The organism is Brevibacillus sp. HB2.2, from assembly GCF_013284275.1.
Classification (GTDB): Bacteria; Bacillota; Bacilli; order Brevibacillales; family Brevibacillaceae; genus Brevibacillus; species Brevibacillus brevis_D.
The window spans coordinates 42,627-66,786 of sequence record NZ_JABSUV010000034.1 but is presented as its reverse complement, the minus strand read 5'-3'; the positions used below and the strand labels follow the sequence as shown (position 1 = coordinate 66,786).

General features: G+C 50.4%; 27 protein-coding genes. All 27 read right to left on the bottom strand.

Going from position 1 to position 24,160, the window contains the following annotated elements; translation table 11 throughout:
- Window positions 1-167 precede the first annotated feature (167 nt).
- The 27 genes from HP401_RS22055 to ctaD all read right to left on the bottom strand — a co-directional run bounded on the left by HP401_RS22055 (window position 168) and on the right by ctaD (window position 24,150).
- Window positions 168-1,610: an NAD-dependent succinate-semialdehyde dehydrogenase gene (locus HP401_RS22055; protein WP_173606566.1), complete on the bottom strand. Its 1,443-nt coding sequence runs from the start codon at window positions 1,608-1,610 to the stop codon at window positions 168-170.
- Window positions 1,611-1,634: 24 nt separating this feature from the next.
- A complete protein-coding gene (paaD, locus tag HP401_RS22050) occupies window positions 1,635-2,138 on the bottom strand; it encodes a 1,2-phenylacetyl-CoA epoxidase subunit PaaD (RefSeq protein WP_173606565.1) in 504 nt (167 codons plus the stop codon).
- Window positions 2,139-2,155: 17 nt separating this feature from the next.
- Window positions 2,156-2,998 (bottom strand): 1,2-phenylacetyl-CoA epoxidase subunit PaaC, encoded by an 843-nt coding sequence (paaC, locus tag HP401_RS22045; protein ID WP_173606564.1) that lies wholly within the window; start codon window positions 2,996-2,998, stop codon window positions 2,156-2,158.
- Between the two features lie 17 nt (window positions 2,999-3,015).
- Window positions 3,016-3,348, bottom strand: a complete 333-nt coding sequence (gene paaB, locus HP401_RS22040) for a 1,2-phenylacetyl-CoA epoxidase subunit PaaB (RefSeq protein WP_015893218.1) — start codon at window positions 3,346-3,348, stop codon at window positions 3,016-3,018.
- Window positions 3,349-3,358: 10 nt separating this feature from the next.
- Window positions 3,359-4,327, bottom strand: a complete 969-nt coding sequence (gene paaA, locus HP401_RS22035; RefSeq protein WP_172141338.1) for a 1,2-phenylacetyl-CoA epoxidase subunit PaaA — start codon at window positions 4,325-4,327, stop codon at window positions 3,359-3,361.
- A gap of 115 nt (window positions 4,328-4,442) precedes the next feature.
- On the bottom strand, window positions 4,443-5,270 hold the full coding sequence (locus HP401_RS22030) for a methyl-accepting chemotaxis protein (RefSeq protein WP_173606563.1): 828 nt from the start codon (window positions 5,268-5,270) through the stop codon (window positions 4,443-4,445).
- An 84-nt stretch (window positions 5,271-5,354) separates the two neighbouring features.
- On the bottom strand, window positions 5,355-6,542 hold the full coding sequence (locus HP401_RS22025; RefSeq protein ID WP_173606562.1) for an ABC transporter substrate-binding protein: 1,188 nt from the start codon (window positions 6,540-6,542) through the stop codon (window positions 5,355-5,357).
- 33 nt (window positions 6,543-6,575) lie between these two features.
- Complete coding sequence (locus HP401_RS22020) at window positions 6,576-7,319, bottom strand: ABC transporter ATP-binding protein (protein ID WP_016741472.1); 744 nt, start codon at window positions 7,317-7,319, stop codon at window positions 6,576-6,578.
- Window positions 7,320-7,341: 22 nt separating this feature from the next.
- Window positions 7,342-8,103, bottom strand: coding sequence for an ABC transporter ATP-binding protein (locus HP401_RS22015; RefSeq protein ID WP_173606561.1), 762 nt, complete (start codon window positions 8,101-8,103; stop codon window positions 7,342-7,344).
- A complete protein-coding gene (locus tag HP401_RS22010) occupies window positions 8,100-9,131 on the bottom strand; it encodes a branched-chain amino acid ABC transporter permease (RefSeq protein WP_254457146.1) in 1,032 nt (343 codons plus the stop codon). The genes HP401_RS22015 and HP401_RS22010 overlap by 4 nt, the downstream gene beginning before the upstream one ends.
- Window positions 9,128-10,006: a branched-chain amino acid ABC transporter permease gene (locus HP401_RS22005; RefSeq protein ID WP_173606560.1), complete on the bottom strand. Its 879-nt coding sequence runs from the start codon at window positions 10,004-10,006 to the stop codon at window positions 9,128-9,130. The genes HP401_RS22010 and HP401_RS22005 overlap by 4 nt, the downstream gene beginning before the upstream one ends.
- A gap of 135 nt (window positions 10,007-10,141) precedes the next feature.
- Window positions 10,142-10,969, bottom strand: coding sequence for a phenylacetic acid degradation operon negative regulatory protein PaaX (gene paaX / locus HP401_RS22000; RefSeq protein WP_173606559.1), 828 nt, complete (start codon window positions 10,967-10,969; stop codon window positions 10,142-10,144).
- Window positions 10,970-11,138: 169 nt separating this feature from the next.
- The gene (locus HP401_RS21995; RefSeq protein ID WP_173606558.1) at window positions 11,139-11,564 is read right to left on the bottom strand and encodes a thioesterase family protein; all 426 of its coding nucleotides are present in this window, start codon (window positions 11,562-11,564) and stop codon (window positions 11,139-11,141) included.
- A gap of 27 nt (window positions 11,565-11,591) precedes the next feature.
- Window positions 11,592-12,791: a thiolase family protein gene (locus tag HP401_RS21990; RefSeq protein WP_173606557.1), complete on the bottom strand. Its 1,200-nt coding sequence runs from the start codon at window positions 12,789-12,791 to the stop codon at window positions 11,592-11,594.
- A gap of 33 nt (window positions 12,792-12,824) precedes the next feature.
- The gene (locus tag HP401_RS21985) at window positions 12,825-14,024 is read right to left on the bottom strand and encodes a thiolase family protein (protein ID WP_173606556.1); all 1,200 of its coding nucleotides are present in this window, start codon (window positions 14,022-14,024) and stop codon (window positions 12,825-12,827) included.
- Window positions 14,021-14,776, bottom strand: coding sequence for a 3-hydroxyacyl-CoA dehydrogenase family protein (locus tag HP401_RS21980; RefSeq protein ID WP_172141345.1), 756 nt, complete (start codon window positions 14,774-14,776; stop codon window positions 14,021-14,023). Before HP401_RS21980 ends, HP401_RS21985 begins: the two co-directional genes overlap by 4 nt.
- A complete protein-coding gene (locus tag HP401_RS21975) occupies window positions 14,760-15,617 on the bottom strand; it encodes a 3-hydroxyacyl-CoA dehydrogenase family protein (RefSeq protein WP_173606555.1) in 858 nt (285 codons plus the stop codon). The genes HP401_RS21980 and HP401_RS21975 overlap by 17 nt, the downstream gene beginning before the upstream one ends.
- 22 nt (window positions 15,618-15,639) lie before the next feature.
- On the bottom strand, window positions 15,640-16,419 hold the full coding sequence (locus HP401_RS21970; RefSeq protein ID WP_173606554.1) for an enoyl-CoA hydratase-related protein: 780 nt from the start codon (window positions 16,417-16,419) through the stop codon (window positions 15,640-15,642).
- A gap of 9 nt (window positions 16,420-16,428) precedes the next feature.
- The gene (locus tag HP401_RS21965; protein WP_173606553.1) at window positions 16,429-17,202 is read right to left on the bottom strand and encodes an enoyl-CoA hydratase-related protein; all 774 of its coding nucleotides are present in this window, start codon (window positions 17,200-17,202) and stop codon (window positions 16,429-16,431) included.
- A 33-nt stretch (window positions 17,203-17,235) separates the two neighbouring features.
- Window positions 17,236-18,564, bottom strand: a complete 1,329-nt coding sequence (gene paaK / locus HP401_RS21960; protein ID WP_173606552.1) for a phenylacetate--CoA ligase PaaK — start codon at window positions 18,562-18,564, stop codon at window positions 17,236-17,238.
- A 56-nt stretch (window positions 18,565-18,620) separates the two neighbouring features.
- Window positions 18,621-19,406, bottom strand: coding sequence for an enoyl-CoA hydratase-related protein (locus HP401_RS21955; RefSeq protein ID WP_173606551.1), 786 nt, complete (start codon window positions 19,404-19,406; stop codon window positions 18,621-18,623).
- Window positions 19,406-19,807 carry a PaaI family thioesterase gene (locus HP401_RS21950; protein ID WP_007723391.1) on the bottom strand — a complete coding sequence of 134 codons (402 nt, stop codon included), beginning with the start codon at window positions 19,805-19,807 and terminating at the stop codon, window positions 19,406-19,408. Before HP401_RS21950 ends, HP401_RS21955 begins: the two co-directional genes overlap by 1 nt.
- A gap of 93 nt (window positions 19,808-19,900) precedes the next feature.
- A complete protein-coding gene (locus HP401_RS21945; RefSeq protein WP_016741458.1) occupies window positions 19,901-20,362 on the bottom strand; it encodes a PaaI family thioesterase in 462 nt (153 codons plus the stop codon).
- A 2-nt stretch (window positions 20,363-20,364) separates the two neighbouring features.
- The gene (locus HP401_RS21940) at window positions 20,365-20,664 is read right to left on the bottom strand and encodes an EthD family reductase (RefSeq protein WP_041749930.1); all 300 of its coding nucleotides are present in this window, start codon (window positions 20,662-20,664) and stop codon (window positions 20,365-20,367) included.
- Between the two features lie 694 nt (window positions 20,665-21,358).
- The gene (locus tag HP401_RS21935) at window positions 21,359-21,676 is read right to left on the bottom strand and encodes a cytochrome C oxidase subunit IV family protein (RefSeq protein ID WP_015893238.1); all 318 of its coding nucleotides are present in this window, start codon (window positions 21,674-21,676) and stop codon (window positions 21,359-21,361) included.
- 3 nt (window positions 21,677-21,679) lie between these two features.
- A complete protein-coding gene (locus tag HP401_RS21930; RefSeq protein WP_015893239.1) occupies window positions 21,680-22,306 on the bottom strand; it encodes a cytochrome c oxidase subunit 3 in 627 nt (208 codons plus the stop codon).
- Window positions 22,306-24,150, bottom strand: a complete 1,845-nt coding sequence (gene ctaD, locus HP401_RS21925; RefSeq protein ID WP_173606550.1) for a cytochrome c oxidase subunit I — start codon at window positions 24,148-24,150, stop codon at window positions 22,306-22,308. The genes HP401_RS21930 and ctaD overlap by 1 nt, the downstream gene beginning before the upstream one ends.
- Window positions 24,151-24,160: the final 10 nt, after the last annotated feature.

Here is a 24,160-nt window from a genome sequence, read left to right as displayed (position 1 = left end):
AAGCGTGGTCCCCTTTTTTTAGTTCCGACTGGGGAGGCTTTGTCAAGGTCTACGAGCCCTGTGCTTTTTCTTCTCACCAGCTTTATTGGGATATCGTACCTTTTAAAACACTTCCTATAAAAAACAAAGAAGAGTCCAGATCTTGTCTGAACTCTTCTCTTCTTATCTTACAGACCAAAGGAAACGAACTTCGTCTCCAAATACTCATCCATTCCGTAGCGGCCACCCTCACGGCCGATTCCGCTTTCCTTGAAACCGCCAAACGGCGCTTGTGTCTGGGTTGGCGATCCGTCATTGATCCCGACGATTCCGTATTCGAGGAGCTCAGCCATGCGGAAGCAACGTTGATTATCGCGGGTGTACACATAAGCAGCCAAGCCGTAACGTGTGTCGTTTGCCATCTGTACGACATCCGCTTCCTCTGTAAAACGCACGAGTGGAACGACAGGGCCGAACGTTTCCTCATAGGAGATTTTCATATCCGTTGTAACGCCAGCAATCAAGGTCGGTTCGCAATAGAAGCCCTTCGCATAATCACCTTCAACCAAACGATTTCCGCCGTATACCACTTGACCGCCTTTGTCCTTGGCGTCCTCGATATGCTCGAGCACTTTGTTTAAGGCACGCTCGCTCACCAGTGGACCGATCTCCGTCTCTTTCTGGCGGCCATCCCCTACCTTCGCACGCTTCAGACGCTCTACCAGCTTTTCTGTAAACGCATCTGCGACATCCTCGTGGACGTACAGACGGTTTGTGCAAATGCACATTTGACCGGAGTTGCGGAACTTGCTCTCAAACAGACCTTTTACGGCTGCATCCAGATCGGCATCCGGGAAAACGATGAATGGTGCGTGACCACCAAGCTCCATGCTGACGCGCTTCACTTGCTTCGCCGCGCCTTCCATCAGCAGCTTACCGACACGGGTGGAGCCTGTGAATCCGATTTTGGAAAGCTTCGGATTGTCGATAAACTCCTTCCCAATCGATTCCGGATTTCCAATGACGAGGTTTACGACGCCTTTTGGAAAACCAGCCTGCTCAATCAGCTCAAACATGCGAATCGCAGACAACGGCGTGCTTTCTGCTGGCTTTAAAACCACCGTGCAGCCCGCAGCTAAAGCCGGAGCGATCTTACGTGCAACCATGTTCACCGGGAAATTCCATGGGGTAATCGCCCCTACCACTCCTACAGGCTGACGGAGCACCATGATGCGCTTATTCGCAACCGAGGATGGGATCGTTTCACCGTTGACACGCTTGGCCTCTTCTGCGTACCAAACAAAGTTATCAGCAGCACCCAGCACTTCGCCTTTTGCCTCGCCCAAAGGCTTGCCCATTTCAGCAGAAATAATGCCCGCCAGTTCATCCCGATTGTTTTTCACCAGCTCGGACAAATTGTACAAATATTTGGCGCGCTCGCGAGCAGTTAGTCGAGACCAGCTGGCAAATGCCTGATGAGCAGCGTCGATGGCCTTGTTTGCATCCCGACCATCACCGAAGGTTACTGTGCCAACTGTTTCACCTGTAGCCGGATTCGTAATTTGAATGGACTCGCCACTCTCGGCATTCACCCATTCTCCATTAATAAACATTTGCTTGTACTCTCCCATGACATTCGCTCCTCTCAATCTCTCTCAATAGATTGGTTTTAGGGCCTCAAATGGATTTTTGCAGTGCCGGCAATACAAAATACTTCGACAAGCAGCAGGGCCAAACAAATTTTCCATTTGCGTATACGGGGAATCACAGTAGGGACAGGCTACTTCCCATGTGTCTCCCGATTTGAAGTCAAGCGGTGGCGGCGCGATGCCAAAGCTTTTCAGCTTATCGCGAGCATCCAAGGCGATACGATCAGATGTCCAGGCTGGATCATAGACGAACGCTACCTGAACCTGATTGATTCCTTCTGCCTCCACCAGCTTTTCTGTGATGTTTCTCTTCATGATCTCGAGTGCCGGACAGCCGACAAAGGTAGGGAGCACCTCGACGTGTACGACGTCTGTCTCGACGCGCACTTTGTGGATCATCCCCATCTCTACCATGCTAATCACGGGAATTTCGGGATCGGTTACTTGCTGCAGCAGTTCCCAGCATGTCGCTTCAAGCCCTTCATGCAGTTGCAGTTCTTCTTGCGCCATGAGAGAATCACCCCTTTTTACCAGCCCGCAGCCGGATCAATGCGATACACTTCAGACAAGGTTGCCAAAGCTTGCACCAGATCAGCAGTATGTTCACCATGACGACCGCGCTCCTGTGGCACTCCTGGCTCGCCTGGCTCGCCTGGCCAGTCAAGTCCTGCATTTTCAAAAATGTCTTTTGTCAGTGTCAGCCATTTTTGTTTCAGTTGCTCTTCATCTGCAATCAGGCCAAATTGAACGATATCGACTTGGTTTGGTCCAAGCTGAGGCAACTCCCCTGCATCCTTCCAAACTTTTGCGATGGCTGCCTCCAGCCTCTGACGTGCATCAGCCGTACTGTTTGCCAATTGCTTCAACCAAACTTGCCAGTGCATCAGATGGTAGCGATGCTCTGTCATCATTTTGCGACTGACCAGCGCGAGTGGTGTGTATGACGACTGCGTAAGAGCCTCCAAGCGTACCTGCTTGTATAAGCCGTACACATAGCTGCGAACAATCGCATAAGCCCAATCGTAATGGGGATGATCGTTGTATTCGCCGTCGCCGTTTTTACGCTCCACCAAGATCGCATTGGAAAACGCCCTTGCCTCGCGCAGCTGTGCGAGATCGTCTGCTTTGCCCACTCCTAGTTGCTCGAGCATGTCATAAAACATTACGGCATGGCCCATCATGTCCTGAGACATCGATGAAAAAGCCACATCTTCTTCAATATGCGGAGCCAGCCCAAGCCATTCCGATCCGCGATAAGCCAATATAAAATCGTCATCAGCAAGCTGGAACAACAGGTCGGTCAAGGCTTTTGCAAATGACGGATTTTGTTTTGCTGCTTCCACTGTTTCTACATGTAAACGGTCGCCCATGATTGTATCCCTCCTGCTTAACTGCCGTTGCCTGCATGCTTCTGTTTTTCTTCGTACTGCTCACGATGGTGGCGCCATCTGGACTGCAAATCGCCGTATCCTTTGGTCTCCCGGTAGCTCTTGTTGTCGAGTCTTTCCAAGAAAGGACGCTCCTCTGGCGGCAGTCCAAAAATGTCGTCGCGCTTGACTACCCACAAATTAAAACAAGGCTCACGGCGCAGGAAATTCTCCCTCGCCATGCTCAAAGCAACTTCTTTATTGGGTGCCAACAAACTGAACTGTTGAACGAACGGAGCATTTACGCTTTTTTGGCTGAATACTTCGTATATGAAAAAGTTTTCGTTGCTCATTCACATTCACCTACCCTACTTGTCGTCCGTACGACATAATCGCATCGCGCACCCATTTGGTTTCCTCATAAGACATTACCCGAAGATTCAGACGATGAGCAGAGCGTGGTCCGTTCCCCTTGACGATTTGCTTGAACTCCTCCCAGTCAGGCTGTTGGTAGACCCATTTGCCTTCTGCCTCGTCGAAGTAAATTGTATCGTCTGGCACTGTGAAGCCAAGATGGAAAATACGCGGCACATACTTTTCCAGGAATACTTGGCGCAATTCTTCATTCGTCTGTGTACGAATCTTGTAGCGCATGTTGGCTTCCTGATTGCTCGTAATGTTGCCGTTTTCCGGTGGTCCGAAAAACATCAAGAGGGAAGGCCACCAACGATGGATAGCATCTTGTAGCATTTGACGCTGTTCATCAGTGCCTTCTGCCAACTCCAAGACGATGCTCTCCCCGTGCTGGGCGTGGAACTTTTCTTCCGCACAGATCCGATGCAGAGCGCGGGCGTAAGGTGCATAAGATGTATCGAGGGACATCGATTGTGTAATGATAGCCGCTCCGTCAACTAGCCAGCCAATCACACCAGCATCAGCCCAGGTAGGCGCTTCCATGTGGAATACATTGTGAAATTTCAGTCTCTTTGAAAACAAATCATTCATGATATCCTCGCGCGTCTTGCCCAATGGCTCAAGCAAGTCTTCTGCGACGCGAAGGAGCAATTGACCATGCCCCATCTCGTCCTGGACCTTCGCCATAATCGCCAGCTTTCTGCGCAATGTTGGCGCCTTTGGTACCCATTCTTTTTCCGGCAAGGCACCCATGATCTCACTGATGCCATGCATCGAAATCAGCTTGATCAACTGGTTACGATAGTCGTCTGGCATCCAATCGTCTGCCTCTATTTTTTCCCCGCGATCGATTCTCGCTAAAAACGCTTCCAATTTTTCGTTTTCAGTCAGATCGGCGTGTTCGAGCCTCATTTGCATGGAGAACGCCCTCCTTTTATCAGATATGCATTATGATAAAATTATAATACGTTTTTATAACGCAATAATAACATAGCGTCATACGTTTTTGCAATACGCTTACATGGAGACTCTCCTATTCACCGCGCCCAGTTATATCTGCTGCCTTTTTCAACTGCTCGGCCATGTGCCGCAGCTCTTGCATGACTGCATCCAGCTCCTGTATTTGGGTCGACTGCTGTACACTGTGATTCATCGTCTTCTCCATTTCACCCGTTACCGTCCCGACGAGTGCATTCATTTCATCTAATAGACTGAAAATGCCTTTCGCTGAAGTAGCGGTCGTCTGGGAAAGCTGACGGATTTCCTCTGCAACGACGGAAAAGCCGCGACCAGCAGCCCCTGCACGAGCCGCTTCGAGGACGGCATTCAAGCCGAGTACATTGGAGCGCGTTGAGATATTGCGGATCAATTCGTTGATCTGGGTCGTTTCTGCAATTTTCAGCCCCAATTGACCAGCTGCATCACTTAGCGTGTGACTCGCTTGTGCCAAATGGTCTGCGTCCTTTGCCAGACTTTCTGTGTGCTGCGCGATATTTTCTAGCGCGTCCGTCAAGTTTTGAGCCAAGCCGTGCAAGCGATCCTCTTGATCGGTCGTCACACCTGTTGCCAAGCATCCGACTACCTGCCCGTTTTCAACAAGCGGATAACCGACTGCGATATACGGGACGCCGTATAGCTCTTTGGAAATTTTCTTCACGACCCGCTTGCCCTCTTTTACCGCCGTCGCATTGATACTCCCCGGGCGCAATTCATCTCCTACTCGAATCCCCAGGTTCAAGCCCTGTGCCGGATAATAGGCGAGAAACTTCTCTTTGTCAGTGACTCCTACCATACATTCGGACAAAAATGCCTTTTGTAAAATCGGTGCAACCATTAAGACGCTATTCAGCAATTGAGACATGCATGCTCCTCCTACCCTTGTGATGAAAACAACGATTCCCCCCGCATTCTTTTTCACAACGCGGAGGGAACGAACTTCTTTCACTTATTTAACGAGCTGGAATTTTCCATCCTTCACTTCAACCATGATCATGCTGTCTTCTGTCAGACCGTTATGATCATCAGCGGTGAACTTGAATTCTCCGGTTACCCCTACGTATTTCACCTTTTCCAATACTTCGCCTAGTTTGGATGTGTCGCTGCCTGCTTGCTTCAAGCCTTCCACGAGCAAATTCAAGCCGTCGTATCCGTATCCTGCGAAGCCGTCAGGATGTGTATTGTAGGCAGCTTGATAGCCATCCACGAATTTTTTGATGATCGCAGATTGCGGATCGTCCGCCGCTACTTGTTCAGGAATGAGCAGTTTTCCAGCTACCATCAGGACACCCTCGCCGGCGTCTCCAATCAGTTCGAGGAATTTGCTGTTCGCAGAGCCATGGCTGCTAATAATCGGAATAGTGAGGTTCAGTTGCTTCGCTTCCTTCACAATCGTAGCGGGTCCTGGGTTCGTCCCTGCCACAATCAGCGCCTGTGCGTCCGTCCCTTTGATCTTGGTCAATTGAGAGCTCATGGACGGGTCTTTTGTGCCGTATTTTTCTTCCGCTACAATCGTGATGCCGTACTCAGGCGCATATTTTTGCAGCTGCGTCGTCCAGCCACTTCCATATGGATTACTGTCATTGAGCGTAGCTATTTTGGTAATGCCTTTTTCCTTCAAATACTTGAAGATGCGCTTCGTTCCGTGTACGTCTGTGTGCGGTGTTTTGTATATGTTGGCACGAACTGGATTGGTGATTTGGTCTGCTGCTGCCATCGAGATCAGCGGAAGCTTTTCTGCTGCGGCATACTCAGCCATCCCGAGAGACGGGCCACTGCCTGAGGAGCCGAGTACGGCTACGACCTTTTCTTTCGATGCGAGTTTTTTGATCGCTTTTACCGCTTCCGTATTGTCAGACTTGTCGTCTTCAAAAATGACTTCTACCTGTCGGCCATCTACACCGCCCGCGCCGTTGATTTCTTTTACCAACAGCTCTACCGCTTGCTTCTCCGGTACGCCGAGCGGACTGTTCGGCCCCGTCAGCGAAAAAATAGCGCCGACCTTGATCGGGTCCTTGCTGGCGCCACCAGGGCCTGATTCTGCCGCTGGCGTAGCGCCGCCTCCACAGGCGCTCAAGAATACGAGCGAAGCGACTGCTGCTGGAAATAGCCATTTTTTGAATGTTCGTTTTTTCATGGGTGTACCCCCTCATGTATGTGGTTATCTTTGTTAAACAGCTTCATGTGAGCTTCCCAAATAAGCAGATTGTACACGCGGGTCATTGCTTATCTCGTCTGCCTTCCCTTCCAGCATGACGGTTCCCGTACTGAGTACGTAAGCTCGGTCGGAAATAGCGAGCGCTGCGCGAGCATTTTGCTCGACCAACAGCACCGTGGTGCCCCATTCCGAGCGAATCTCCTGCACAATCGTCAGGATTTCTTTGGCAATGAGCGGAGCCAGTCCTAGTGAAGGCTCGTCCAACAAGAGGAGCTGCGGTCGAGACAAAAGCGCCCTGCCGATGGCGAGCATCTGCTGTTGCCCCCCGGAAAGCGTTCCTCCGAGCTGCCATTTCCGCTCTGCCAAAATGGGAAAACGTTCATACACCGTCTCCATTTCTTTGGCAATTTCCTTTTTGCTCGTCTTGGGCATCCGATGCGAAGCACCCAGCCATAAATTGTCCTCAACTGTCAGCGTGGAAAAAATTTGTCTGCGCTCCGGTACATGCGCCATGCCCCGAGGTACCACCAGTTCTGCAGGAACGCGCGTAATGTCCGCGTCTCGAAACCAAATCTTCCCCTCCTTGTCGCCGTGCAGACCGCAGATACAGTTCAAAAGTGTCGTTTTGCCTGCCCCATTTGCACCCAACAGGGAGACGATTTCGCCCTCGTTCACTTGTAGAGTAATGCCGTGTAGCACTTCCACCGGGCCGTAGCGAGCCGTGATGTTGTCTACTGTAAGGACTGTCTTCCCCATCATGTTCCACCTCTTTCGCGCTTCATTCTCCACCCAGATACGCCGCAATCACTCGTGGGTTCTCCTGAATCTCACGCGGGGTTCCTTCTGCGATTTTTGATCCTTGATCCAATACAACGATGCGGTCCGCAATCGTCATGATCATATCCATGTCATGCTCCACTAGCAAAATTGCCGCTCCGTTGTCGCGAATCTCGCAAAACATGCGGCTCATCTCCGCCGTCTCGGTATGATTCAGGCCCGCAGCAGGCTCGTCCAACAAGAGCAACCGCGGCTTGGCTACCATCGCGCGGGCAATCTCCATCAGCCGCAGCTTCCCGTACGGTAAACTCCCAGCTAGCGAGGCCGCCACCTCTGCTAGTCCTACATTCTCGATCCACGTCCGTGCCTGCTCCTGCATCAGCTTTTCTTCCTTGCGGGACTTTGCCAGATTCATGCCGCAGGAAAAGAGACTGGCACTTGTCTTGGTATGCATGCCGACCATCACGTTTTCCAAGACGGTCATATCGTCAAATGTCTGGAGGTTTTGAAAGGTCCGCGTGATGCCTAATCCGGCATATTCATAGCCTGGTACGCGTGACAACGGCTGGCCGCTGAAGCGAATCTCACCTTCCGAAGGCGGGATCACACCCGACACCATGTTGAGCACCGTGCTTTTTCCGGCGCCATTCGGACCGATCAACGCAAGGATTTCTCCTTCCCGCACTTGAAAATCTACTTGATTCACTGCCCGTACGCCGCCAAAATCACGAGAGAGCTTTTGCACATCCAAAAGTGTCGTCATGTTGCAGCCTTCCTTTCCACCTGCTGCTTTCGCTGTGCTTCTTCAGCCATACCCTTCGCCTTTTTCGCCTGCCCTTTTTCGAAAGCAGTCCGGATGCGCGGAACCAATCCTTCTGGCATGAACATGATGAACAGCACGAGAATCGCACCGAATACAATCGTGTCCACATCCCCCTGCAAGCCCGGCACCACTTCACTCAAAAGGACCAGCCCCTCACTGATAAAACCAATCAGGATCGTCCCGACCAAAGCGCCCCAGATGCTTGTCATCCCGCCGATGACGACCATCGTCAGAAACTTGATCGACTCATGCAGTCCAAACGGCTGCGGATCAAGAATTCCCATGTAATGGGCGTACAAGCCGCCGGAAATACCAGCGAACATGCCGCTTACCACAAAGGCATTCAGCTTGAACTTGCGGACATCAATTCCCATCGAGGTCGCAGCAATCTCACTTTTGTGAATCGCCCGAAACGCTCTGCCGACCCGTGAATTCAAGAGATTAAGTGAGAAGAGCAGCACACAGGTGACGACTCCCCAAATCAGAAAGTACATGGACAGCTCGCTTCCACCGAAGAAAGTCATTTGTGGAATGCTGATCATCCCGTTTGCTCCCCCGGTGACCGGCTCCCATTCCGTAATCCCGATCTGGACGATATAGCCAAATGCGAGAGTTGCCATCGCGAGGTAGTAGCCTTGCAGCCCCGCTATCGCCCGCCCGAGGATAAAGGCGAATAAACCTGGAACAATCGCAGCAGCAATGAGACCGATAAATGGCGGCAGACCGTACTTTGTCGTCAATACTGCCGAGGTATAGGCACCAATCCCCCAAAACGCTGCTTGTCCCAGCGAAATTTGTCCAGCCAGCCCCATCACGAGGCATAGCCCGATGGTTACAATTGCTTGAAGACCGATAATAATTCCGACAGAACGATAGTATTCATCTGACATCACGAATGGAAAAAGAATCATCAAGAACAAATAGATTCCTATGCTTTTGCCCCACTTATCGACGATCTGCTTCATCATAGCCCTCCTTTTCCAACGCTGCGTTCTCCAAAGATGCCGGATGGCTTAATCAACAGCATGCCGATCAACACCAGAAAGGCAATCGCGTCCTTCATACCGGAACTGATGTAACCAGCTCCCAGCGACTCGACGATCCCGAGTAAAAAGGCGGCTACGGCTGCACCCAATGGATTTCCCAGTCCGCCAAGAATGGCTGCGGAAAAGCCTTTGATTCCGAGTAGCACGCCGACATCGTAGGACGTTACGGAAAGCGGCGCGATCACGATTCCTGCAATCGCTCCGGTCGCTCCACTGATGGCGAAGGCCAGCATACTCATCTTTGTCGGGCTAATCCCCATCAGGCGAGCTGCCATCGGGTTGATCGAACAGGCGTTAATTTTTTTGCCGAGAATTGTCTTGTCCATCAAGTACCAAAGTAGAAGAAGAATGATAAGAACAGCAGCTAAAATCCAGATACTTTGTTGTGCGATCATCACGCCACCGAACGAGATCGGCTCATTGCTCGTAATCGGTTCGAGGGCAAACGCATCTTTTCCCCAAATAAAGCTGGCAATGCCGCGAATCAGTGTGGATATCCCTATCGTCAAAATAATCAAACTAATTGGATTAGCCTTTTTGACGTAAGCGATTACATATTTCTGCATCAAAACACCGATCAAGGTGACCGTGAGGATCGCGAGCAATGCCGCCAACCCATACGGAAGATTCATGCCAATCAAGGCTACTGTAACCATTCCGCCCAGCATCAAAAATTCACCCTGCGCCAGATTAATCACCTTGCTTACGCTGTAAATCGTGATGAAACCAACCGCTACGATCGCGTAAATCCCGCCACTGACGAGTCCGTTTGCAACGTACTGCAGCAATTCCGTCATATTCGTGCTGTACCCCCTTTGTTTCTCGCCCACCAATCAAGACCTAAGTAAAACGCTTACATTTTAAATAATGGAAAATTTATTGATGAAATAAAGACCCTAGACGTGCTAGGGCCTTTCCTTCGGAGCTTTCGCCTATGCGGATGGCGCAGCTTCATACACGGTCTCGAAGAATCGTACTGCCCCTGGATTCAATAGCTGGTAGTAATTTTGGAACAACTGATCCGCCTCTTTGCCCAACCACAGCCCTGGCAACAATTCCTGCGGCAAATCAGGATCGATGAACAAGAACTTGCGGTATTGGTGGACGAGCTTTGTCTTTTCCACGAAGCAATGGCTGTCTGGAACCTCTTCCCCATTGCTGAGTTTTGCTGAAAGCTGCTCATATTCCTCTCGGTAGGCATCGATGAAGGCCTTGTATTTTTCATTGATTTCATCGATATCCCAGCATTTCTGCACGAGCTGCTTCGGATTGCTCCAACCCATATGCTCGGATGTAAAAATCTCGACATACTCTGTAATCTCGTGAGCTTCCGTCAGGTCCTTCACACGGTCACTGAGGTTATTCGGGCTGATCCATGTGCTGGTCGTCAGCATCCCGAAGCCCATCCAGCCCAACTCCTTGCGCAGTTGATCACGCAGCGCTCGACGCTCCTCGGGAATGTTGTAGCTGGCAATGCACCACTTGCCGTCCCACACATCTGTCTCGACCTTATAAATACGCGCTGCTGCCTCTTCCAGCCGCTTTTTGCCGCGCTCGGATACCGAGTAGAAGCTGCGGTTCCCTACTTTTCGCGATTCCAGCCAGCCTTGGCGAAGCATCCGGGAGATCGCTGCACGGACAGCAGGCTCCGACAGTCCGAATTCCCCCATCAGCTTGGTCAGACTACCAATCCAGATTTCGCTTCCATAATGGCGGACGTATTCACCGTAAATTGTAAAAAGCATGGATTGTGGCTTCACGTTTCTTCTACCCCCAAATCGATTCATACCTATTAGCTGTGTGAAATTGTACCATATTCTGTAGGAAGTGCGTGAATCGATCAAGAGTATATGACGAAAAAATCGTATAACGTAATTTTAACGTAATTATAGTAAAACATTTTAAAAGAGTCAATTTATTCTGTTAAATTTATGATTTCCTACTTACTTCCTGATTGATCTCAGCTTGCAAGGCCTCAAAGCGTTGCTTGATCTCGTCCTTTTTGAAAATGGCCTGGACGAACGTCCCGAGCCCTACACGATTACGCGTAGTATCCGCCGTAACCTCGCACACTACGCGTTTTTCGGTAACCTGCAAACAGCTAGCCCGGAACGTGACCTCCTGACCAATCACAGCTGGGCCGACATGCTTGATATCTACAGCAAATCCCGAGCCCTCTTCATCGGCCTCCAGGTACGGTAAAATAACACGTCTTCCCGCCCATTCCATGTAATAAATCATGCTGACTGTCGACATCACAGGATGCACGACTTGGCCTTCAAAAACAGGAAGCATGTCCTTTGTCACTGTCACAGTAAATTCTTCCGTCGTACCTGGCTGCAGTCTATCTATCAAGAGTACCTGCCTCCCTTTCTGTCCAAGCTACACACGCTCGATAATCGTCGCAATTCCCTGTCCAACTCCAATGCACATCGCGGCCAACCCGTAACGGGCATCACGTCGCTCCATTTCATACAAAAGAGTAGTAAGGATGCGCGCTCCGCTACACCCGAGCGGATGACCCAAAGCAATCGCTCCGCCATTTACGTTGACCAGATCAGGGTCGACTCCCAGCTCGCGTACGCTTGCCACTGCCTGCGCCGCAAAAGCCTCGTTGAATTCGAACAGATCAATCTGCGAAAGCGTCAAGCCTGCCTGCTTCAGTACTTTTCGCGTAGCAGGTACAGGTCCAATTCCCATCACGGATGGATCAACGCCTGCGACTGCGGATGCGACGATCCTTGCACGAGGCTTCAAACCGGCTGCAAGAGCCGCTTCCTGTTCCATGATGAGCAGAGCGCAGGCTCCATCATTTAGACCGCTGGAGTTGCCTGCTGTGACGCTTCCATCTGCTTGGAATGCTGGTTTCAGCTTTTGCAGCTGTTCGATAGTCGTCTGTGGACGTGCATGCTCATCGTGTTCAAACAGCGTAACCTCGCCTTTTCGCCCTTTCAGCTCTACCGGAACGATCTCTGCCTCCCACTTTCCTTTTGCCAAGGCATGTGCGTAATTTTGCTGACTACTCAATGCAAACTCATCCTGCGCTTCGCGGCTAATGCCGTATTGCTCCGCTACCTTCTCGGCAGTTTCCCCCAAGCTGATCGGTGGATACATCTCTTTCATTTTTTCGTTGACCAATCGCCAGCCCAACGTCGTATCAACTAACTGCTGATTGCCGCGCTGAAAAGCCGTGCCAGGCTTCATCATCACCAGCGGAGAGCGTGTCATACTCTCTGTCCCGCCCGCGATATAGACGTGACCCGCTCCGGCTTTGATTGCATTCGCGCTTTGGTTCACAGCCTCCAGACCTGAGCCACACAGGCGGTTCACAGTCACTCCCGGCACCTCGACAGGCAATCCCGCCAATAGAAGTGACATACGCGCGACATTGCGGTTGTCTTCCCCAGCCTGATTGGCACAACCCATGATGACATCATCTATCGTCTTCGGATCGATGGAATTTCGTTCCAGCAGCTTTTGAATCACCAATGCGCCCAGGTCATCCGGGCGCACATCCTTCAACGCACCACCAATGCGGCCGATTGGCGTGCGCACAGCATCTATGATGACAGGTGTACCCATTCTTCCACTCCTCCCATGCACGAGGGCTTTTTTCTATAGCGCTTCTACTAACGTGGCCAATCCTTGACCGCCGCCTATGCACAACGAAACGATTCCGTATTTCTTTTGGCGACGTCTCAGCTCGAAAAGAATCGTACCTGCCAGGCGGGCACCGCTCATTCCGAGTGGATGACCCAATGCGATTGCTCCACCGTTTACATTGGTTTTCGAAGGGTCCAGCCCCAGCTCGCGTATGCAAGCAAGTGACTGGGAAGCAAAAGCTTCATTTAACTCAAACAGGTCGATTTGCTCTACGGTCATGTTCGTTTCGGCAAGCAGCTTGCGAATCGCAGCGACCGGACCAATGCCCATAATGCGCGGATCTACACCAGCACTGACGAAATGAACAATGCGCCCCAAAGGAGCGACGCCTGTCTTTTGCAGCATTTCTTCGTTCATCAAGAGCAAAGCCGCTGCGCCATCGTTGATACCCGAGGAATTGCCTGCTGTGACGCTACCATCTCTTCGGAAGGCAGGTCGCAACTTGGACAATGACTCCACACTAGAATCTCTTCTTGGGAATTCATCCGTATCAAACAGCGTCTCTTCCCCTTTTTTCCCTTTTAACGTGATGGGAATGATCTCATCGCGGAACAGACCTGCATCTATCGCGGTGATAGCCCGAGACTGGCTCTCTGCTGCAAAACGATCCTGATCGTCGCGACTGATACCGAATTGCTCTGCCACGTTTTCTGCGGTATCTCCCATGGTCAGATCGCCATAGATCGAGACAGGAGCAGAACGAGGTCCGCCAAAAGACTCGATCAGTGTCTGTCCGCCGCGTTGATACGGCTGCTCGAATTTTTCCATGATGTACGGTGAACGAGTCAAATTCTCTACACCGCCAGCCAGCATGACCTGACTATGTCCTGCCTGGATGGACTGCGCAGCCAAATTGACTGCCTCCAGCCCGGATGCACATACCCGATTCACAGTCAGTCCAGGTATGGTGTCAGGAAGCCCTGCTTTCAACAAACCAACGCGGGCAATGTTAATAAACGGTCCAGCCGAAATGACGTTACCCATGATGACCCCATCAACAATCTCACCGGATTGTCCTGCCTTCGCAAGCGCTCCATTCAAGACAATGGCTGTCAGGTCGTCGATGGGGGTGTTCTTCAGACTTCCGCCCAGCTTGCCGATTGGTGTACGTACGGCTGCTGCTACGTACACCTCCTTGTTAGTCAAGCTCATGCCTCTACACCCACTTTTTCTTCGTACGTGTAAAAGCCTTGCCCACTGCGTACGCCGACTCGCCCTGCCAGCACCAGCTTTCGTAATAGCGGCGCAGTGCGATAACGCTCCTCGGCCAGATCCCGCTGCAAGCCTCTCGATATCGCAAAAATCTCATCCAAGCCAACGCGATCTGCCCATTCGAGAGGACCGTATGGGTAGTTGGTGCCTTTTTTCATCGCGATATCAATATCAGTAGCCGTTGCTGTTTTTTCCATCAGAGTAAAGGCTGCCTCGTTGATAATGAGTGTTAAAATGCGCGGGAATACGAGACCTACCTCGTCGTTTACGGTTTCCGTCTCTTTCCCGAGCGATTGAAAGAAGCCTTCTGTTGCTTGAATCGTATCCAGCTCCGTTTGCAGAGCAGGGGCAATCTCGATCAGCTCCCGTTCGACCAAGGGTACGAGTGTTCCAAATCCGCAAACGCGTTCAGGATGCTGTGTCCAGGACGCTACTTCTGTCGCTGTAATCGCGAGCGAAGTCGTGATGATCGGTACGTTTGGTGGCAATAGGTCATCCAGCTCGCGTACCTGCCTCTTTTTCGCCTGCATATCCACGCTATTTACTTCCACAGCCAATTCAACCAGCTCAGGTTCCGCCATTGCTTCTGCAAGCGTAAGCACCTGGTAGCCTCTTTCCACCATCAATTGATTCAACTCTGCGTACAGCGGGCTTGTGCCCACGAGCAATACAGCCTTATTTGTTGTAGTCATAGAAGCCTTCCCCCGTCTTTCTGCCCAAGCTACCGGATTGAACCATTTGTTCCTGAATCCGGCTAGGCTTAAATCGTCCTTCATGGAAGAAGTCGGTATAGACCGATTTGGTGGTGGCAAAATTGATGTCGATGCCAATCATGTCTTGCAGCTCAAACGGTCCCATTTTGAATCCGCCAGCCAGCTTCATGATGCGGTCAATCTGCTCTACACCTGCCACATGATCGCCCAGGATGCGCAATGCTTCATTATAATAAGGACGCGCGATGCGATTGACGATAAAGCCAGGGGTGTCCGTCACCAGAACAGGCACCTTGCCCAACTCTTGCGCAAATCGATACGCCACCTCCACATTTTCCTCGCTCGATTTTTTCCCACGAATAACCTCAACCAAAGGCATGACGGGTGCGGGATTGAAAAAGTGAAATCCAAGAATGCGCTCGGGATGCGAAAGGCCTCCTGCAATCTCCGTAATCGAGATGGAGGAAGTATTCGTTAGTAAAAGGGCATCCTCTCTGCAAATCTCAGAAAGCTGGCTGAAAATGCTTTTTTTCAAATCAAGACGCTCTGGCACCGCTTCGATGACGATAGCGCAGTCTGCCAACTGCTCCATTTCCGAAACGAGATGGACCAGCTCTAGCGTCTCTGTCATTTCTTGCTCGCTGATTTTGTTTTTCTCCACGTCTTTTGTCAGGATCGATTCCAAATAGACAAGGGCTTTGTCCAGCACCGCCTGATTTGCATCCAGCAGCATGACCTGATGTCCTTTGCGAGCGCATACGAGAGCGATCCCCGCTCCCATCGTTCCCGCCCCGATGACGCCTACTGTTTTTATACTCACTTGGGCTTGCCTCCCTTCGCCTCTAACGGCCTGTAAAACGAGGCGCACGTTTTTCCATGAAAGCGGTGACCCCTTCTTTGTGATCCTCTGTGCTGCCAGCCGCCTCTTGTGCAAAAGCTTCATATTCCAAGGTCTCTTCCAACCCCATCTCAAGCCCTTTGTACATCGTGCGCTTGATCAAACCAATGCCCTTCGTCGGCAGTGACGCCAGCTTGCGCGCATACGCCAACGCATCCTCCATGAAGCTCTCCGCAGGGTACACCTGATTGACTAATCCAATTCGCAGTGCTTCCTCAGCAGTAACCTTTTCCCCCGTCATCGCCAGCTCCAACGCCTTGCCGATCCCGACGATGCGCGGCAAAAAGTAGCAGCCTCCTGAATCAGGAACGAGCCCGATGTTGACGAAGGCATTGACGAAGGATGCCTTTTCCGATGCCAGACGAATATCGCACGCCAACGCAACACTCATGCCTGCACCTGCTGCTACACCATTAACCGCTGCGATGATTGGCTTCTCTGTTTTTTGAAACTGGAGGATCATTGGATTATAGCGATCCCTCAAGAAAGCCCCGTAATCCACATCTCCTCCTCCAGCAACGTCACTGAGATCCTGACCCGCATTGAACGCCTTCCCTGCTCCAGTAAGAACGATGCAACGCACGTCCGCATCCTTCTGTGCTTGCTTCAACGCATCAGTGATTTCCTTGTTCATGACGGCTGTAAACGCATTGAATTTGTCCGGACGGTTCAAGGTCACTACTGCTACGCCTTCTGACACTTCATAAAGAATCGTTTCGTACATGGCCGCCTCCTAATGTCCCGTAAAACGGGGTTTGCGCTTCTCCAGAAAAGCTTGCATGCCTTCTTTTCGATCTTCGCTTGCCAAAAGAAGATAAAAGCTGTTTCGCTCGTAATCCATTCCCTCTTGAAGAGCGAGATCACCAGCTTTGTACACGGATTTTTTGATGACCTGTACCGCGAGCGGCGGCTGCTGGGCGATTTGCTTCGCCAGCTTGAGCGCTTCCTGATAGTACGCTTCTACTGGCACTACCCGATTGACCAATCCGTATTTCAACGCTTCTTTGGCCGAAATCGGTTCACCTGTGAGCAGCATCTCCAGTGCTTTTCGTTCACCTACCACACGCGTCAGACGCTGTGTACCACCAGCCCCAGGCATGACTCCCAGCTTGATTTCCGGTTGGCCAATGACGGCTGTCTCCGAAGCGATCACAATGTCGCAGTTCATCATTAATTCACAGCCACCACCGAGCACAAAGCCGCTGACGGCACCAATGATCGGCTTGGAGATGAGTGAGATGCGATCCCAAACCGCAAACTGATTGCGCTTCATGATGTCGATGGCTGATGCTTCCGCCATTTCATTAATGTCGGCACCCGCTGCGAACGCCCTCGCGTTGCCAGTCAGGATGATCACCCGTATATCCGGGTTGCGGTCCATTTGCTCCAGCTGGTCAACCAATTCGTCGATGAGCTGCAAATTCAGCGCGTTTAGAATCTTCGGTCGATTCAACGTAATGATACCGACACCATCTTCACTGGCTACGCTAATATATTCATAGGCCATGAACTGTCACACCCTTTTTTTACAGGAGTTGGTTTAGATCGCTGCCTGTGATTTGTTTCGGTTATCTACGACTCGTATCGCTTTGCCTTCGCTACGCGTTAAGGAACTTGGCGGTTGCACCCGCAGCACCACGGACACACCTAACGTATTTTTGATGTGATGGCAAATTTCTTTCACCAATGACGAGAGAGCAGAGCTGTCATTTTCACTGAGCTCTTTTGCATATGCTGGTGTCAGCTCGCAGTGCACCTCAAAACGGTCGAGGGCACCGTCGCGCTCAATGACGACCTGGTAGTGTGGAGCCAATTGGTTGAACGTAAGCAGAACGGACTCGATCTCTGTCGGGAACACATTGACTCCGCGAATAATGAGCATGTCATCTACACGCCCTTTGATGCGCGACATCCGCATGGTTGTCCGTCCGCACTTACAGGGCTCAGGATTGAGGGACGCGATATCACCCGTACGATAGCGGACAACCGGGAATGCTTCTTTCGTCAGCGACGTAAATACGAGCTCGCCCTCTTGTCCGTATGGAAGCACTTCTCCGGTATTCGGATCGATAATTTCTGCGTAGAAATGGTCTTCTGCGATATGTAGGCCATCCTGCGCCTCCTGACATTCAATGGAAACGCCTGGCCCCATCACTTCGCTCAGACCGTAAATGTCCACGGCTTTAATGTCGAGCTCTTGCTCCAGCTGCACGCGCATTTCTTCCGACCACGGCTCAGCACCAAAAATCCCGTATTTGACACTTGTCTCACGTGGATCGATTCCTTGCTTTTTCATCTCTTCCACGATGTTGAGGACATAGGATGGCGTTGCTGCAATGCCACGTGGCTTGAAGTCCTCGATCAACGTAATTTGACGGGAGGTATTGCCGCCGGATACTGGTACTGCGACTGCGCCCATATGCTCGATGCCATTGTGCAGACCCAGACCGCCTGTAAAAAGACCGTAGCCATACGCGTTATGGAAAATGTCCCCTGGCTCTCCACCCGCACAGCAAATGGCGCGGGCCACGATCTCCGCCCAATTCTCCAAGTCTTTTTTGGTGTAGCCGACAACAGTCGGTTTTCCCTTTGTCCCGGAAGAACCATGAATGCGTGCTACTTCTTTCATTTCGACCGCAAACAGATTGAATGGATAATTTTCTCGCAAATCAGTCTTTTTCATAAAGGGAAGCTTCTTTATGTCTTCGATCGATTGGATGTTTTCTGGTTTCACACCAGCCTCATTGAATGCTTTTGTGTGGAAAGGAACGCGCTCGTATACGCGTTTAACCGTTTCTTTCAAGCGTGCCAGTTGCAGTTCCGTCATTTTCTCTCTTGGTAGCGTTTCCATTTCTGTATTAAAGATCATGTCGCTTCCCTCATTCCCTTGCGTTATGACTCGGTAGGAGTGCTTATTTGAAAATGTTACTCGCCTTTAAAAACTGGTTTTCTCTTTTCGCGAAAGGCTTCCAATGCTTCCAGACGATCTGTCGTGGGAATAATCACTTCATAGCACATGGTTTCGATATCTAGACCTGTCTGTAAATCAACACTGCTTCCGCGATCAATAGCTGACTTTGCCTGATAAACCGCCAACGGAGCATTTGCCAAAATCTCGTTTGCCAGCCCTATTGCCAGCTCACGCAGCTCCTCTGTATCTTTTGCAACAGCATTTACAAAACCGATATGGTACGCATCCTGCGCTTGGATGCGCCTGGCAGTCAGGATCAGCTCCTTTGCCTTGGAAGGTCCGACTAAGCGAGACAACCGCTGCGTACCACCCGCACCAGGAATGATGCCCAAGCTCACCTCTGTCAGTCCCATTTTGGCATCTGCGACGGCATAGCGGAAATCACAGGCCAGCGCAAGCTCAAATCCCCCGCCAAAAGCAAATCCGTTGATCATGGCAATCGTCGGCTGCGGAAGCCTCTCCAACGCAGTAAATACATCGCGGATTTTGCGGACATTGCGGCGCACCTGCTGTTCCGTCAGTGTACGGCGCTCCTTCAAATCTGCCCCTGCACTAAATGCTCGCCCTTCTGCCTTCACGATAACCACGCGAATCTCTTTTGCATCCAAACGCACCTGCTCAATCAAGCTTCCCAGGCGCTCCAATGTATCGTAGTTCAGCGCATTCAGCTCATCTGGACGATTTAATGTAATCAGTCCTATATGTCCTTCACGTTCAAAGCGAACGCTCTCTTCCATCATCAACGTCCTCCTTGTGTAGGCGGGTTCACCCGTGCATACGTGCCGGTAGCAAAAGCCACAAGCTTGCCATCACAAGTCACGCGTGCTTCCATCACGATCAAGCTTTTTCCTTGTTTCAATACATGAGATTGTGCCTCGAGTACCTCACCGCGTGCAGGGTGGAGGTATTGAATCTTGCTCTCCACCGTCACACATTGCTGTACACCATCCACATGGGGTGCTGCCCCATGCCCCATCGCCACATCGGCTAATGTCGCCGTAACGCCTCCGTGTACGACACCTTCGATGCTATTGAATAGCTCGGGGCGAATTTTCAGTGCTACCTTACAGCCCTGTTCATCTCGGTGAACGACTTCTATGCCTAGGTAGTGGTTGAATCGATTACGGATCTCCACTGACATCTTTGCCCCCTTTCTCGTATCGTCTTGAAACAGTGAAAGGAGCCTAAGCACGTGGCTTTTGGCATCCTTTCTCCGTTTTATTTTCGCTGTCAGTTATTCGTTTCCGTCGATTTCGACGAAGTAATCACTTTTCCGGTACGCCAGTGCATCCAGTGTCGCTACCAAGCCATGCTCCGTTTCTACACGGATGCGGTACCAGGCTGTACGATTGTTTTTCTTCTCTTCGGTCGCAGTTGCCACCAAGCGATTTCCTTTCATGGCAGCAGCCAAAAATCCGATATTCATCGACAGTGCTACAGATGTTTTGCCATAGGAATTACAAGCCGCTGCAAAAACAAAGTCTGCCAGAGAGAAGATGATTGCGCCATGCGCGGTGCCGTGCGCATTCAGCATATGCTCGGCAACTGTGACTTCCGCAGTCGCCGTTCCTTCTCCCAGCTCAATCAGCTTGATGCCCAAAAATTGGGCAAATGGATCTTGCTTTAGCTTCTCGCAAATCTCTGCGTAGTGCTTCTGATGGAGCGCTTGTTCGTCTATCAATCTTTTCGTGGTCATGATTAAACTACTTCTGCAAAATGCATGGACACAATGGGTCCAGCGAAGCCACGGAGGTCTTTTCCTGCTGCGCGACCTTCAGAAGATGACAACGCTTCCGTCAAAGCTTCTTTTGATTCAAAGTACATTTCTGCCATCAGATGCAGGTCAGATTCTCCCATTGGTGTTCCGTAGATTTTGCTTACTTCCATTTTGATTAAGCCAGGCATTTTTTCTGCCAATGGGCCATGTACCTCGAAATAATGCTTATCAAAAGCATCGATATCTTCGGGCTTGCGATAAATTGCTACCAATTTCACCATCATGATCCCTGCTTTCCTCAGATTATAGTTGTAATGTGTGACGACGAATTCATATAACGTTATTTTAACGCATGTTAATATTTTTATTATATAAAGCCTTTGTGACAGGTGCAAGTATTTTTCAAAAAGCGCGAAAACTCCGTCTGCTCTTAATCCCCCCTTCTCTTCATGTTTATGACTGGCAAAAGGCTGACAGAATATGCTTCGATAGGGTGTCTTCCAATTTTTGTGGTCGTGGGAAGCCCTGCCACATGTTTTCCAGTCGCCTGTATCCTCACTTCGTTCGGGCGGTCTCCTTCCAACATGTGACAGGACTCTCGAACAGCTGTGGTTGCCTTTGTTTTTTCAAAACATTTGTTAGGGAATTTCAAGGAGTCCTTTTTCGGAATTTAATAAAAGCCGCGTGGGAAGAAGCGAATTTAGTCCAAGCACCTCTGGAGCCCTACCCAGCGGAGGGATGAATGGCGGGAATGGTTTTAGCTTCAACCTCTGCCACCCCTTCTTCGAGACTGCTACTTTTGAAGCGTTCCCGACATTCATTCCAGAGCGGACAGTGAATCCCCCTTGCGGGGCGTAGGCCGAAGCGTAGACTGGAAATTCGCTTCTTCCCTTCCACTATAGCTACTTACAAATCCAACACAAAACAAAAAAAGAGGACAGACCCAATGTCTGTCCTCTCGCATCGCTCCATTTCCTAGACCCAGACCCAGAAAATAAAGACGATGATCGCCATCATAATTACAAACAATCCTGCGAAAATACTAATCCGTGCAAACTCATGACCTTTTTGATCCATGTGCATCCAGACATACAGCTGGAAGAACGCTTGAACAAAGGCCAGTGCTACGATGAATGGTACGGTAAAACCTGATGGAATTGCTTCATACGCCACTGCAATGAATGCCAGTGCGGTCAATACGAGAGATCCGATGAAAGCAACAAGGTGTCTTTTCGGACCTTCGTGCTTCACTTTCGGTTTGCGTACCTCTTCATTATGAGCTTGTGCTCCCATAGATTATCCCACCTTTCCACCGATCATACCCATGAGATATACCACGGTAAAGATGAATACCCATACAACGTCGATAAAGTGCCAGTACAGACATGCCAGGTAGAACTTCGGCGCAGTTACTACCGTTAGGCCCTTTTTCGTCGCAGATAGTTGCAAAAGGGTGATCCAGCAAATCCCGAACGCTACGTGAGCTCCGTGGAATCCAACCAATGTATAGAAGGCAGATGAAAATGCACTCGTTGACATTTTCAGTCCTTCATTTACATAGTGTACAAACTCGTAAATCTCCAAAGCAAGGAAGCCGAGACCGAGTATTACTGTGATGGTCAGCCATAGCTGAATCTTCTTGAGGTCTTTCCTGTGAAGAGCCAGTGTAGCCATAACACTTGTCATCGAGCTGGTAAGCAAGAGAAGTGTGGCCACTGCAACGAGATTCATGTCAAACAACGCTTGAGACGTTGGTCCACCATTTGCTTGATCACGAAGAGCGATAAATGTTGCAAACAAGGAACCGAAGAGAACTGTCTCCCCACCGAGGAAGAGCCAGAAGCCAAGAACCTTATTCTTACCTTCAAGGGTGGCTTTTTCCGGTTCGTCAGGCAATACTGCATGTGCGTGATGGTTAGCCATTAAGCCTTTACCCCTTTCTCTTCGAGTTCATCTTCATGAATGTGATAGCCTGGATCGTCTTTCACTGAACGGGTAAACATGCAAGCCAGTGTAGAGAGCACGCCAATGACTACAACCACATAGTTGTGGTAGATAAAGCCATAGCCTGCCACGAACAATCCGAGAGACATCAGGAATGGCAAGAACGATGGCGATGGCATGTGAATGTCGCCAATAGGCTCCGCAGGCGTCATGCCTTTGTTACCAGCCATTTTCTCAACCCACAACGCATCCAAACCGCGAACGAGTGGCGTTTGAACGAAGTTGTACTCCGGCGGCGGCGAAGGAATCGCCCATTCGAGTGAACGTCCATCCCACGGATCTGCAGGAGCGCGTTTGGAGCTCTTCGCTGCAACGACTACGTTGATCACGAATAGGATGGTACCGATCGTCATACCAAATGCACCAATCGTACTGATAAAGTTCCCCATATCCAGGTTCTGATCTTTGAGGTATGTAAAGACGCGGCGCGGCATCCCCATCAGACCCAGGAAGTGTTGCGGGAAGAAGGTAAGGTGGAAACCAATGAAGAACGTCCAGAAGTTCCATTTACCAATTGTTTCGTTCAGCATTTTACCGAACATTTTCGGCCACCAGTAGTAAAGACCAGAGAAGAGACCGAATACGAGACCCCCTACGATTACGTAGTGGAAGTGAGCAACTACGAAATAACTGTCATGGTATTGGTAGTCAGCCGGCGGAACCGCAAGCATAACCCCTGTCATACCACCGATTGTAAACGTTGGGATAAATCCTACTGCAAACAGGTTTGCGGTAGGGAAGCGGATTTGACCGCCCCACATGGTCAACAGCCAGTTAAAGATTTTGATCCCTGTAGGAACAGCAATCAACATGGTTGCAAGTCCAAACAGTGTATTGGCAATTGCGCCCAAACCTGTTGTGAACATGTGGTGAGCCCACACCATGAAGCCCAAGAAACCGATCAGCGCTGTTGCAAATACCATGGAGCTGTAACCAAACAGACGCTTTCTTGAGAATGTAGAAACTACTTCTGAAATGACACCGAATGCCGGGAGAATCAAAATGTATACTTCGGGGTGACCGAAGATCCAGAACAAGTGCTCCCAGATAACAACGTTACCACCTGCGTCAGGGTTAAAAAAGTTTCCGCCGAACAAACGGTCAAACATCAACAGAACCAAACCAACCGTAATCGCAGGGAATGCGAAGAGGATCAAACCGGATGTAATAAAGGACGTCCAGGTGAACATTGGCATACGCATGAATGTCATACCTGGAGCACGCATGTTGATGATCGTAACCAGGAAGTTAATACCACCAATCAGCGTTCCGAGACCGGCAATTTGCAAACCGAGCACGTAGAAGTCTACGCCTCTGCCACTGTATTGATTCAAAGCCAAGGTTGTATACGATGTCCAACCAGCATCAGGTGCGCCACCCAAGAACCAGCTTGTGTTCAGTAGCACTCCCCCGAAGAAAAATAGCCAGAATCCGAGAGCGTTAACAAACGGGAATGCTACGTCGCGTGCACCGATTTGAAGAGGGACAATCGCGTTCATCAAAGCAAAAATGATCGGCATAACCGCCAAGAAAATCATCGTAGTGCCGTGCATCGTAATTAATTCATTAAAAGTCTTGGCACCAACGAGTTCAATCTCTGGGTACATCAACTGCAAACGAATCAGCAGGGCTTCCAAACCACCGGCCAAGAAGAATATCCCACCAGCAATCAGATACAGGATCGCAATCTTCTTATGGTCCACTGTCGTAAGATAATCCCACAGCCCCGAGCGATTTGGTGCATGAGAAGCATGTGCAGACACGGGTTTACCT